The organism is Galbibacter orientalis DSM 19592 (assembly GCF_000260115.1).
In the GTDB taxonomy this organism is placed as follows: Bacteria; Bacteroidota; Bacteroidia; order Flavobacteriales; family Flavobacteriaceae; genus Galbibacter; species Galbibacter orientalis.
This window is the reverse complement of record NZ_JH651379.1, coordinates 602,095-615,040: the sequence shown is the minus strand read 5'-3', so window position 1 is coordinate 615,040 and position 12,946 is coordinate 602,095. Positions and strand designations below refer to the sequence as shown.

Annotated in this window: 8 protein-coding genes and 1 pseudogene; 5 read left to right on the top strand and 4 right to left on the bottom strand. The window is 34.4% G+C overall.

The features are described 5' to 3' along the window. From JOOMADRAFT_RS02835 to JOOMADRAFT_RS02825, 4 genes and pseudogenes are all read left to right on the top strand, one after another. Nucleotides 1–1,369: pseudogene (locus JOOMADRAFT_RS02835) on the top strand (TolC family protein). A gap of 12 nt (nt 1,370–1,381) precedes the next feature. Continuing rightward, entirely contained in the window at nt 1,382–1,837 is a 456-nt protein-coding gene (locus JOOMADRAFT_RS20650) for a biotin/lipoyl-binding protein (RefSeq protein ID WP_317133719.1), read from the top strand. Further along, nucleotides 1,791–2,543, top strand: a complete 753-nt coding sequence (locus JOOMADRAFT_RS20645) for an efflux RND transporter periplasmic adaptor subunit (RefSeq protein WP_317133718.1) — start codon at nt 1,791–1,793, stop codon at nt 2,541–2,543. The genes JOOMADRAFT_RS20650 and JOOMADRAFT_RS20645 overlap by 47 nt, the downstream gene beginning before the upstream one ends. A gap of 3 nt (nt 2,544–2,546) precedes the next feature. Beyond that, nucleotides 2,547–6,047, top strand: a complete 3,501-nt coding sequence (locus JOOMADRAFT_RS02825) for an efflux RND transporter permease subunit (protein WP_008611190.1) — start codon at nt 2,547–2,549, stop codon at nt 6,045–6,047. 220 nt (nt 6,048–6,267) lie between these two features. Here JOOMADRAFT_RS02825 and JOOMADRAFT_RS02820 read toward each other — a convergent pair whose 3' ends face one another. Then, nucleotides 6,268–7,365: a PA0069 family radical SAM protein gene (locus JOOMADRAFT_RS02820; RefSeq protein ID WP_008611189.1), complete on the bottom strand. Its 1,098-nt coding sequence runs from the start codon at nt 7,363–7,365 to the stop codon at nt 6,268–6,270. A 113-nt stretch (nt 7,366–7,478) separates the two neighbouring features. Between JOOMADRAFT_RS02820 and JOOMADRAFT_RS02815 the strand changes: the two genes are divergently transcribed. Then, on the top strand, nt 7,479–8,906 hold the full coding sequence (locus JOOMADRAFT_RS02815) for a Gfo/Idh/MocA family protein (protein WP_008611187.1): 1,428 nt from the start codon (nt 7,479–7,481) through the stop codon (nt 8,904–8,906). A gap of 529 nt (nt 8,907–9,435) precedes the next feature. On the opposite strand, the gene JOOMADRAFT_RS02810 is transcribed toward JOOMADRAFT_RS02815, so the two are convergent. From JOOMADRAFT_RS02810 to JOOMADRAFT_RS02800, 3 genes are read right to left on the bottom strand one after another with little or no spacing between them, the layout of a single operon-like run. Next, a complete protein-coding gene (locus JOOMADRAFT_RS02810) occupies nt 9,436–11,334 on the bottom strand; it encodes an amidophosphoribosyltransferase (protein ID WP_008611182.1) in 1,899 nt (632 codons plus the stop codon). A 46-nt stretch (nt 11,335–11,380) separates the two neighbouring features. Continuing rightward, nucleotides 11,381–12,307 carry a PfkB family carbohydrate kinase gene (locus JOOMADRAFT_RS02805; RefSeq protein WP_008611181.1) on the bottom strand — a complete coding sequence of 309 codons (927 nt, stop codon included), beginning with the start codon at nt 12,305–12,307 and terminating at the stop codon, nt 11,381–11,383. Between the two features lie 26 nt (nt 12,308–12,333). Further along, nucleotides 12,334–12,930 carry an START domain-containing protein gene (locus JOOMADRAFT_RS02800; RefSeq protein ID WP_008611180.1) on the bottom strand — a complete coding sequence of 199 codons (597 nt, stop codon included), beginning with the start codon at nt 12,928–12,930 and terminating at the stop codon, nt 12,334–12,336. Between the last annotated feature and the right edge of the window lie 16 nt (nt 12,931–12,946).

Here is a 12,946-nt window from a genome sequence, read left to right as displayed (position 1 = left end):
ATGAGAAAATTAACAATCATCGCCATATTACTAATTTCTAGCTTAGGCTTTTCTCAGGAGAGAAATTACAGTTTTTCTATGGAAGAAGCGGTAAATTTTGCCTTAGATAGTAGTTATACAGCAATTAATTCAAGGCGAGAAATTGCAAAATCTATTAAAAAGAAGTGGGAAACTACTGCTGCTGGTTTGCCTCAAATAGATGGGGTTGTAGATTATCAGAATCAATTAAAACAACCTGTAACGCTTATCCCTGGGGAGATTGCTGGTGGAGCTCCTGGTAGTTTTGTGCCTGTAGTTTTTGGGACAAAGCAAAACATGTCGCTTACAGGAACTTTAACACAGCTTATTTTTGATGGCTCTTATTTAGTAGGACTTAAAGCAGCAAAAGTATTTGTGGATTATAATGAGAATACAAACGAAAAAACGCTTCTAGAAGTTAGAAAAGGGGTTATTAATGCCTATGGGAGTGTTTTATTAACGCAAGAAAGTGTTGCTATTTTTGAAAAGAACCTTGCTACTTTAAAAGATAATTTAAAAGAAACTCAAGCCATGTACGATAATGGTTTTGCAGAGGAAGAAGATGTAGAGCAATTGCAAATTACCACATCGCAAATTCAAAATCAGTTGAGTAATTCTGAAAGAATGGAATCTATAGCTAAGCAAATGTTGAATTTAGCATTGGGAATTCCAGTAGATGCAGAGGTAAATCTTGAAGATAGTTTGGAAACACTTACTACAGAGAGTATTGCTTTGGCTCTTACAGAAACAGAGTTTAATTTTGAGAATAATGTAGATTATAGAATTGCTCAGAATTTAACCGAACAAAGAGAGTTGGAATTAAAGCTTGAAAAGAGTAAGGCGTTGCCATCTATTAATGGTTTTGTTAATTATGGAACTTCTGCTTTTGATAATGAATTTGTATTTTTTGATAGTGAAACTTCTTGGTTTCAATCTTCAGTACTTGGGGTGAGCATGAACATTCCAATTTTTAGTTCCTTACAAAGAAGCGCTAGAACACAACAAGCAAAAATTGCATTGGAGCAATCAAAAACAGATTTTGTTCAGGCTACACAACAAATAAATCTTGACTTAGAAAGAGCAAAGAGCAATTATAAATTTGCTATTGAAAACTACCAAACAGCAGAAAGCAATTTAAAACTTGCTGAGCGTATTGAAAGTAAAAACCTTATTAAATCATAGAGAAGGAATTACTACAAGTTTTGATTTAAGACAAGCACAAACACAGTTATATACTGCCCAACAAGAATATATAAATTCCATGTTGGATGTTATAGATACCAAAGCAACATTAGAAACGGTATTAAATACCCCTCAACTTTCAAATAGAGATTATTCAGAAAAAAACTAAATCAGCATAAAAATGAAACAGACATATTTAATCATATTAACAGCCGTAATTTTGGCATCTTGTGGGGGTGGCGATAATAAATCTGTAGAAGATGTTATAGCAAGCGGAAATTTAGAACAAATAAAGGCAAAGCGGGAAGAAGTAAATTTAGAACACGATGCCTTAAGTACAGATTTAAAAGCACTTAATGAAGCTGTTAAAAAGCTAGATACAACAAAAAATTATGTTTTAGTAACAGCTTTTAAAGCAAAAGATTCGCTTTTTAATCATTATATAGAATTACAAGGAAGTGTAAGTACAAAAGAAAACATAATTATTAATGCCGAATATTCTGGTGCGCTTCAACAGGTTTTAGTAAAAGAAGGTCAGGAAGTTAGAAAAGGTCAGGTTTTAGCTAGAATTGATGAGGGCGGGAGCACAATTGGCACAATTAAAGGCGCAAGAGAGTTTAGCACAAACAACTTATGAGCGTCAAAAAAGATTGTGGGAACAAAACATTGGTTCTGAAATTCAGTATTTACAAGCACAAACACAATACGAATCTAACAAAAGTGCGGTTTCTCAATTAGAAAGTCAGTTAGCTAAAGCTACTGTGGTGGCTCCGTTTTCTGGAACAATAGAAGAAGTTATGTCAGACCAAGGTAGCAATGTTGCGCAAGGAACGCCTTTAATGCGGATTGTGAGTTTAGACAATATGTATATCGAGTCTGAAGTCCCAGAAAAATATTTAGCAAGTATTGAAAAAGGAACTAAAGTAATTGCAGATTTTCCTGTAATTAATAAAAAGATTGATACTGAAATAAGACAAGTAAGTAATTACATTAATCCAAATAACCGCTCTTTTAAAATTGAAGTTGGCGTACCAAATAAAGACGGATTGATAAAGCCAAACTTAACTGCTAAAGTTATTATTAACGATTATACTAGTGAAAATGCTTTCTTGATTCCTCAAAGTGTAATTTCTGAAAATGCCGATGGAAATCAATATGTGTATATCGCTACAAATATTCAAGACAGTGGAGAAGCAGAAGTGCATCAATCTATTATCCAAACAGGAAAAACACAAGGAGATTTAGTGGAGGTTTTAGAAGGAATCAAAGCTGGAGACCATATCATAAAAGAAGGGGCACGTAGTGTTCAAGAAGGACAAAACGTTCAAATATTAAAGCAATAGTCCATGAGTAAAATTAATAAAAACGCCGATAAAGAATTTGGACTTTCGTCCTGGGCTATCGAGAATAAAACGACTATCTATGTAATGATAGCGATTGTTCTTGCTCTGGGGGTTTCTGCCTACTTCGGAATGCCTAGAGAGTCGTTTCCCGAAGTAAAAGAAACTAAAATATACATCAGTACTCCATATCCTGGAAATACTGCTGAAGATATAGAAAGATTAATTACAGATCCATTAGAAGACGAACTTAAAAATGTAAGTAATGTAGTGGAAATTCTTTCTACTTCTCAAGAAGATTATGCTATTATTACTGTTGAGTTTGATGAAGATATTACTGTAGAAGCCGCAAAGCAAAAAGTTAAAGATGAGGTAGATGCTGAAAAGGCAGGAGAAGATTGGCCTATTTTTAATGGCGCAAAAGTAGAGCCAAATGTGTTCGACCTTAATTTGTCTGAGGAAATGCCAATTTTAAATATCAATATTCAAGGAGATTATCCTGTTGATAAATTAAAAGAGTTTGGAGAGTACCTTGAAGATAAAATTGAAGAGCTTCCAGAGATTAAGCAGGTAGATATTAGAGGAGCACAAGAGAAAGAAGTTGAAGTAGCTGTAGATGTTTATAAAATGATGGCTGCTAAAATTAGCTTTGATGATGTACTCAACACCATTCGAAACGGAAATGTTACTATGTCTGCGGGGAACATGATTGCTAGTGGACAACGTAGAACAATTAGAATTTTAGGAGAAGTAGAAAATCCTAAGGAACTCAATAATTTTGTAGTAAAATCTCAAGATGGGGTTGTTTATTTAAGAGATATTGCTGAGGTAACTTTTAAAGAGGAAGACAAAACTACTTTTGCACGAGAATTTGGAGAAAGTGTAGTAATGCTCGATGTAAAAAAGAGAGCAGGGAAGAATATGATTGAGGCTTCAGAAAAGATTCGAGAAATTATAAAAACAGCAGAGAAAAGTTATTTTCCGCTAGATTTATCAATTACTGTAGCTAACGATCAATCATCGCAAACATTAAATCAAGTAAACGACCTTGTAAATAATATCATCTTCGGAATTATTCTGGTTGTAGGAGTATTAATGTTCTTTTTAGGATTTAGAAATGCACTTTTTGTAGGATTTGCAATTCCAATGTCCATGTTTATGTCGTTCATGATTTTACAGGCATTAGGTTACACACTAAATACCATGATTCTCTTCGGTTTAATTATGGGATTAGGGATGTTGGTAGATAACGGTATTGTGGTTGTAGAAAATGTTTACCGATTGATGGATGAAGAAAAAATGTCCCGAATAGAGGCTGCTAAAAAAGGAATTGGAGAGATTGCTTTCCCTATTATTATTTCAACTGCAACTACGGTTGCTGCTTTTATTCCGCTAGGAATGTGGCCTGGAGTAATGGGGGAATTTATGAAGTATTTTCCAATTACACTTTCTGTAGTTCTAGGCTCGTCTTTAGTGGTGGCAATTTTTATGAACTCTATGTTGGTGTCTCAATTTATGGACACTGCCGAAAAAAAACTTACTAGAAAACAACTTATTAGACTGAGTATAATTTTAGGAGTTCCTGGGCTACTCATTTTAATACTTGGTGGTGCTATTCGTGGAATTGGAACCTTGATGATTTTTACTGCCATTATGTTCTGGGTATACAGATACTGGTTAAAAGGCTCTGCAGATTATTTCCAAAAACATACGTTAACTTGGCTGGAGAATAAGTATCAGAATTTTCTGAAAAAATCTCTTGATGGATGGAGACCTGGGGTTTATGTTGTAAGTACTTTTGCTTTGTTAATTGTTGTGTTTATGTTGTTTGGCGCTTCCTTAGGAAGTGGTAGAACTAAAGTTGAGTTTTTCCCAGATAACAAGCCAAATCAAATTATAGTTTATATTGAGTATCCTCAAGGGACCGATATTGATAAAACTAATGCCATTACTAAAGAAATTGAAAAACGTGTATATTCAGTTTTAAATGCTGATGAATACATGGATGGCGATTATAATTACATGGTAGAATCTGCTGTTTCTCAAGTAGGAGAAGGAGCTGGAAACCCACAAACAGATGGTGGTTCTAGTGCAGAAATGCCTCACAAAGGGAAGATTACCGCAACCATGCGAGAGTATAAATACCGTCGTGGAAAAGATAGTGAAGTGCTTCGTAAAAAGGTTCAAGAAGCCTTGAAAGGTGTTTTTCCTGGAATTGCTATTTCAGTAGAAAAAGATGTTGCGGGGCCTCCTTCTGGTTATCCAATTAATATTGAGTTAAGTGGGGAAGATTATGATGAATTAATTGTTAACGCAGAAAAAATGCGCGATTATATCAACACTAGAAATGTAGCTGGGGTTGAAGAGCTTAAAATTGATGTAAACAAAGATAAACCAGCAATGGTTGTTGAGGTAGACAGACAAAAGGCTGGGGAATTAGGGGTTGCAGTTGGTCAAGTAGGAAATCAATTAAGACGTTCTATTTTTGGAGAGAAAGCAGGGATTTATAAAGAAGATGGAGACGATTACGATATTTATGTTCGTTTTAATGAAGATTTGAGGTATAATCCAAGTGCGTTATTCGATCAAAATATAATTTTTCGTGATCAAGCATCTGGACAAATAAAAGAAATTCCTGTTTCAGCGGTTGCTAAACAAAAAAACACGTCTTCTTTTAGTGCAATTAAACATAGAGACTTAAAACGTGTGGTAACCGTTTATTCTGGATTGGCTCCAGGGTATACAGATGCTGGTGCTGTTGTAGGAAAAATCCAAAAGGAAATGAATAATTTTGAAGTTTCAGAAGACATTCATATAGACTATACAGGACAATTAGAGGAGCAGCAAAAGCAAATGAACTTCTTAATGGGTGCCTTTTTCTCTGGATTAGGACTTATTATGTTGATTCTTATCTTCCAATTTAGTTCAATTTCTAAACCTACAATTATCATGTTAGCTATTTTCTTAAGTTTTATAGGTGTTTTTGGAGGCTTGATGATTACAGGGTGGTCGTTTGTTATTATGATGACTATGATGGGAATTATTTCTCTGGCGGGGATTGTAGTAAATAATGGGGTTGTATTGCTCGATTATGCACAAATTCTTATCGATAGAAGAAAAATAAAGTTAGGCTTAAATGAAAATGAAGATATACTTCCAAAAGATGATATGAAAGAGGTATTGGTTATGTCTGGTAGAGCTAGATTAAGACCAGTTTTACTTACTGCCATTACAACTATTTTAGGATTAATTCCTTTGGCAATTGGATTGAATATCGATTTCTTCTCTCTATTTACCAATTTCAATCCTGATATTTATATGGGAGGAGATAACGTAATTTTTTGGGGACCTTTAGCTTGGACAGTTATTTTTGGGCTGTTTATAGCTACATTCTTAACCCTAATTATAGTTCCTTTATTATTTTACATAGTGTATTTAATAAAACTTAAATTCAGAAGTAAAAAAGAAGAAGTTGTTGAAAAGTTGGAAGACGTATCTCCTATTTAAGATAAGAATATTCTCTAAGGGAGATTTGAATACTCCGATGCTAGCGTTAAAATATTTTTAGGTTTTCCTTTAATGCTTCGTGGGTTTATTCTAAGGGAGTTTACTTAAGTTCGTTTTTTAGGAAATCGGCTTTATGAGTTATTCATAAAGCCGATTTTTTATTTCTATAATAAATTCCTTTAACAGACAGCTATTATTGTAATTTCTGAAGGGTGAATTTTTAGAATAAACTTGTTTGTCCATTGGAGTTATACTTCATTTTATGACGCTGCATTTCAAATAAACTATGGTTTAATTTAGGGAAATCAGTATCCTTAAAATAGGTGTTTCTGGCAATTCTAATGAGGTTGTGAATTTGTTCTGCAATTTTCCCTTCTCCAGTTTTTCTAACGCCATACCTGCTATCGTTTAAGCTTCCGCCGTGGCATTCTGCTATTTGATGTAATACTTTTTCTGCTTTATCTGGAAGTGTTTTTTGTATCCAATCAGTAAAAATTTCTCCAATAGCTCCGTTTAACCTAACCATTGTAAAGGCAATGGACAGTGCACCATGCTCTTTTACCGCTTTAGCTAAGGGTAATATTTCATGACTATTTATGGCTGGAATAATAGGGGCAATCATTACGTTAACAGGGATGTTGTTCTCGCTGAGCAGTTTTACAGTTTCTAACCTTTTTTTAATACTGGCAGTTCTTGGCTCTAAAACCCTTCTAGTTTCTTCGCTCAAGGAAGTAATCGAGATATTTACTGCAATAAGACCATGGGCAGTAAGTTCTTTTAATAAATCTAAATCCCTTCTAATAAAGGCATTTTTGGTAATAATTGCTACAGGATGTTTGTACTTCAAGAATATTTCTAAGCATTTCCGCGTAATTCTAAATTCTTGTTCCGCAGGTTGATAACAATCTGTGTTTCCTGCCATAACAATAGTTTTAGCGCTCCAATTTTTACTTAAAAGCTTTTGTTCTAAAAGGTGAGGAGCGTTTTTTTTGACTAAAATTTTTCGTTCAAAATCCAAACCGGCGCTATAACCCCAGTATTCATGAGAGTTTCTAGCGTAACAGTAAATACACCCATGCTCACATCCTTGATATGGATTCATGGAATAAGCCATTCCTACATCTGGACTGGTTACTTTATTTACAATTGTTTTTGGAAATACTTCTAAATAGCTCGTCTTATTTTTATCTGCTACTTCTCCTTCTAATCTGCAATATTCCAAGAAATCATCTCTAGTTTCATGAGATGCTTCAAGAAATTTATTCCGAACATTTAGCTGTGCGCCTCTTCCTTTTATGATATTTTTTTCTTTGGACATTTTCCAAAATTATGGAAAAAATCCATTCGTCAAATGAATTATTCTTCTAAATTTTTTACGTAACTTTTTTGCCAAATTATCAGTAACCAATAAAAACTTTAATGATTTAATAAATGAAACGGAGAAATTTTATTAAAAGCACAGCGGCAGCAGGAAGCGCACTTTACATTGTACCTTCTCATGTAATGGGAGGAATTCATGTTCCTCCAAGTGACACCCTTTACATGGCGGGTGTTGGAGTTGGCGGAAGAGGAGGTCAAGTTATAAAAGAACTTTACAATACTAAAAAAGTAAAGTATGTTGCTTTGTGTGATGTGGATAATGTTAGAGCAAAAGACACTTTTAATGCACATCCTAATGCAAAAACTTATAGCGATTTTAGAAAAGTATACGATAATCATTTAAAAGATATAGATGCAATTATGGTGGCAACGCCAGACCATAATCATGCTACAGTAGCCATTCCTTTTATGCAAGCTAAAAAGCACGCGTATGTAGAGAAACCTCTTACGCACACTATAGCTGAAGCTCGCCTAATGTCTAAGGTTACTAAAGAGCAGGGAATTGTTACGCAAATGGGGAATCAAGGAAGTTCTTCAGATGGTGCAAGAACTACTCAAGAGTGGATTGAAGCAGGGGTTATTGGAAAGGTTCTTAAAGTTGATTGTTGGACAAACCGTCCTGTTTGGCCGCAAGGACTTAGGAATAGTCCAGATGGAGAGCCTGTACCAGATACGTTGGATTGGAATCAGTGGTTGGGGCCTGCAGAGTTTAGACCCTACAATTCGGCTTATTTGCCATTTAAATGGCGTGGTTGGTGGGATTTTGGAACTGGAGCCTTAGGAGATATGGGATGCCATATTTTGGAAACTCCATTTAGAACTTTAAAGTTAGGATATCCAACGGAAGCAGAGGCTAGTTGTACTACTGTTTGGTCTGGAGATTTTGTAGAAGCAAATTATGATGAGGCTTGTCCGCCTTCTTCTATTGTTAGATTGAAGTTTAATACAGAAGCTCATGGTGATATTGAAGTAAATTGGTATGATGGCGGAATTATGCCTAAAATTCCTGAAGAATTACAAGAAGGAGAAACTATTGGAGATCCAGGAGGAGGTTCTATTTTTTATGGTGAAAAAGGAATTTTAGTAACGGATGCGTATTCAGAAAATCCTAGAATCTTAAATCATTATAAAGATAAAGTAGGTGCATTCCCTAGAGAACATCTTAAACGTGTAGATGGAGCTATTGGTGGGCATTATAATAATTTTGTTGATGGATGTTTAAAAGGAATTGAAACTTCGTCACCATTTTCTTATGCTGGACCATTAACAGAAGCTGTTTTGATGGGGAATTTAGCTATAAAAGCCTTCCAGTATAAAGTGTTACAACCTGGTAAAAAAGTGGGAGATTGGGCTCCATACGACTATCCTGGAAGAAAGAAAATTTTATGGGATGGCGAGAATATGAAAGTAACCAATTACCCAGATGCTAATAAATGGGTTACAGGAACTTATAGAAAAGGTTGGGAATTAAAAGTGTAAAATCTTTAGTATAAATCTAAGAAACGTCTGTATTTACAGGCGTTTTTTTATGTTATTTTAGAAGGAATAAGATTATAAAAATAAAAAGGGCGGAAATTAATCCGCCCTTTTTGCCCCAAATCTTACCATGAACTTAACCTACTTATGCTATGGTAGTGTAAATATATAAACTGCTAATGTTTCTGTCTTTAAGAATCGGATATAATGCTCGTTTTGTTGGATGAAATGAATGTTGCTTATGGAATACAACATTAAATGTATGCACTCAAATATTTCAACGCTTACATCAAAATATTTTTCTAATGTTCCAGAATTATCTTTGAGATATTTTATTTATGAAATTCTAAAAGTGAAGCTTAAAAGTGTAGAAAATAAAAAAGGTGGAAATTAATCCACCTTTTTTGCCCCAAATCTTACCATGAACTTAACCTACTTATGCTATGGTATAAGCAAAGATATGATATATGTGCTATTTTTAAGTTAAGAATCAGTTAAATTGCATATTTTAACGTTAAAGTGCAATGAGCTTTTAATAAGCTCTCCCTTGCACTCCTTCGTAAAAGTTCATAAATGAACGGTTTACTACTCTATTTCCTCCTGCTGTAGGGTAATTACCTGTAAAATACCAATCTCCTAAATTTTTAGGACATGCTTTGTGTAAATTTTCAACTGTTTGATAGATAATTTGCACTTCGGCATTTATTCCTTCTGGGCATAGAAGTTCTGAAATTTTAGCAGAAATTTCTTCATCTGTAAATGGTTCATAAAAAGCTTGAACAGCATTTTCAACTTCTGAGTCAGGTAAATCTACTTGATTTTTACAGTGTTTATATACTTCTTCTACAATAGCTATAGTTCCTCTTTCTTCATGTAAAGCCAAAGCAGCTTTAAAGGCAATTAGATCTTCCATACGTGCCATGTCAATACCATAGCAGTCTGGATAACGAATTTGCGGTGCAGAAGAAACCACAATAATTGTTTTAGGGTGTAATCTGTCTAAAATTCTAAGGATACTCTTTTTTAATGTAGTACCTCTAACAATACTATCATCTATAATAACAAGATTATCGGTTGGCTTTACAGATCCGTAAGTAACATCATAAACATGAGTTACTAAATCGTCTCTACTACTATCTTCGGTAATAAAAGTACGTAGTTTTGCATCTTTTATAGCTACCTTTTCAATACGAGGTCTTTTAGAAAGTATTTCGTGTAAACGTTCGCTAGTAAGGTTAGCCCCCTCTTTGAGTATTTCCTCTTCTTTCTTCTCATTTAAAAAATCTTGAGCTTGTTTTACCATTCCGTAGAAAGAGGTTTCCGCTGTATTTGGAATGTACGAAAATACTGTGTTTTCAATATCTTCATCAATAGCTTTTAAGATTTTTGGAAGTAAGAAACGTCCTAAGTTTTTTCTTTCCTGATAAATTTCAGCATCACTTCCTCTAGAGAAATAGATTCGTTCAAAAGAACATGCTTTTCTTTCTAAAGGGTCTAATATTTTTTTAGTAGAAGTAGAGCCATCTTTTTTTATGATAATAGCTTTTCCAGGATCTAGTTCCTTTACATCATCAAAATTTACATTGAAAACGGTTTGAATTACAGGTCTTTCTGAAGCAACAACTACTACTTCGTCATCTTGGTAGTAATATGTAGGGCGGATTCCTGCTGGATCTCTTAATACAAAAGCATCTCCATGTCCAATAAGTCCTGCCATAGCATAACCTCCGTCAAAATTCTTAGCAGCTTTTCTTAAGATTTTGGCTACGTTTAATCTTTCAGCAATAATTGGAGAAGCTTCCATTTTTGTATAGCCTTCCTTCTTAATTTGCTTATAAAGTTTGGAAACAGCATCATCTAAAAAGTGACCTATTTTTTCCATTACTGTAATTGTATCTGCCTTTTCTTTTGGGTGTTGCCCAATACGAATTAGGTTTGAAAATAGCTCGTTAACATTGGTCATGTTAAAGTTTCCAGCTACAATTAAGTTTCTGTGCATCCAGTTGTTTTGTCTTAGAAATGGATGTACACTTTCTATGCTATTTTTACCAAAAGTACCGTAACGTACGTGCCCTAACATTAACTCTCCTAGATAAGGGATTTCACGTTTTTGGATATCAATACTATCGTTGTACTCAGGGTTTTCCTTCAACTCGTCGTTAATACGAGAGTTAATTTGATTAAAAATATCTTGGATAGGCTGTGCTTGGTTTGAGCGTACACGACTCATATAGCGCTCTCCTGGTTGCATATTTAATTTAATGCTGGCAAATCCTGCTCCATCTTGCCCTCTGTTATGTTGCTTCTCCATCATTAGGTACATTTTATTGATACCGTAATATGCAGTTCCGTACTTTTCTTTATAGTACTCTAATGGTTTTAGCAGTCTAACTAGTGCAATTCCACATTCGTGTTTAATAGCGTCACTCATTATAATCGAATAAAAAACCCCGAAATTATTCAGGGCAGTGGTTTATTTATGTAAGTTTTATATCAAATTGTGTCAGACTCTTAAATTGTGTGAGTCTTTTATATACTTCTTCTTTTGTGAGCTCTTGAAGCCTTTCGGATCCAAATTTCTCTACATTGAAAGAAGCGAGATTCGAACCGTGAATCACAGCATTTTTCATGTTGTCAAAAGAATAATCGTCGGTTTTTGCAATATAACCCGAGAAACCTCCAGCAAACGTGTCTCCAGCACCAGTAGGGTCAAAAACTTCTTCTAATGGTAAAGCAGGAGCAAAGAAAATACTTCCTTTATGGAAAAGTAATGCCCCGTGTTCTCCTTTTTTAATTACCACATATTTAGGTCCCATAGTATGGATTTTTTCAGCAGCTTTTACTAAAGAATATTCTCCAGACAATTGTCTGGCTTCTTCATCATTAATAGTAATAACATCTACTTTTGCAATCACTTCCATTAGTTCTTCTAAAGCAATATCCATCCAGAAGTTCATTGTATCTAAAACAATAAGTTTTGGCTTCACTTCCATTTGGTCAATAACACTTAATTGGACGGAAGGATTTAGATTTCCTAACATTAAAACGTCAGCATCTTTAAAACTTTTCGGAACAATAGGATTGAAATCTGCTAGTACATTTAGTTGAGTTTCTAAAGTGTCTCGAGAATTAAGGTCGTTGTGGTATTTGCCTTTCCAAAAGAAAGTTTTTCCGTCTTTTACAACTTCAATACCGCTAATGTCAATGTTTCTGTCAGTAAAAAGATCTAAATATTCCTGAGGAAAATCGTTTCCAACAATAGATACGATAGCACTTTCTACATTAAATTGAGAAGCTGCTAACCCTATAAATGGCGCTGCTCCACCAAGAATTTTATCAGTTTTACCAAAAGGAGTTTCAATAGTATCAAAAGCTACACTTCCTACAATTAGTAATTTACCCATGCAATAATTTTTTTGCAAATATAAGCTTAGTTTTCCAGTATCTCTTTCAGTTTTTCAAAAGAATGGTAAGGAAATGTTGTGAGAATAGAATTTGCTATCCAAGAAGGAATGTTTCCTTTAGGGTCTCCATACATTTGTTGCGTAACTTCTACCGAGTCTTTCCCAATCGGTTTTATTAACCAATACCCCTTAAAATTATCCATCCTAATTACATTTTTATTGGCTTTTACATAGGTGCTATCGGCGGGTTCAATGTCTATTTTATAAGTGGATGCATCTGTTTGGTTAATGGTTACTCTGGAGATGTTGTCTCGATCGTTTACAGGCCAGGGTAAGTCGTTTTCCATCCAAAAAATATATTCTGTTTCAGAAACCTTTTTAAGTACTTCGCTTTTTGGGGTTTTATAATTCCAGTTTTTTAAGTTGTTGCCATCTGTAATTATTTTAATTGCCTTTTCAGGGGTGGAATTGGCAACAAGAATAGCTTTGTATTCATTAAATTTGGTGGAATCCAAGGATCTTGTGTAGACTTTAATTTTGTTGGAGTTTCTTTTTAAATTCCATTCCTGAGCGTTTGTAATAAAGCTTATGGAGTAGATGCAGAGAAGTATTAAAATTTTCATGGGGGCGTTAATTTTA

What these genes read in the sequence shown, in the direction of transcription:
- JOOMADRAFT_RS20650 (WP_317133719.1), top strand. Translation starts at nt 1,382, where the DNA reads ATGAAACAGACATATTTAATCATATTAACAGCCGTAATTTTGGCATCT.
- JOOMADRAFT_RS02825 (WP_008611190.1), top strand. Translation starts at nt 2,547, where the DNA reads ATGAGTAAAATTAATAAAAACGCCGATAAAGAATTTGGACTTTCGTCC.
- JOOMADRAFT_RS02820 (WP_008611189.1), bottom strand. Translation starts at nt 7,365, where the DNA reads ATGTCCAAAGAAAAAAATATCATAAAAGGAAGAGGCGCACAGCTAAAT.
- JOOMADRAFT_RS02815 (WP_008611187.1), top strand. Translation starts at nt 7,479, where the DNA reads ATGAAACGGAGAAATTTTATTAAAAGCACAGCGGCAGCAGGAAGCGCA.
- JOOMADRAFT_RS02810 (WP_008611182.1), bottom strand. Translation starts at nt 11,334, where the DNA reads ATGAGTGACGCTATTAAACACGAATGTGGAATTGCACTAGTTAGACTG.
- JOOMADRAFT_RS02805 (WP_008611181.1), bottom strand. Translation starts at nt 12,307, where the DNA reads ATGGGTAAATTACTAATTGTAGGAAGTGTAGCTTTTGATACTATTGAA.
- JOOMADRAFT_RS02800 (WP_008611180.1), bottom strand. Translation starts at nt 12,930, where the DNA reads ATGAAAATTTTAATACTTCTCTGCATCTACTCCATAAGCTTTATTACA.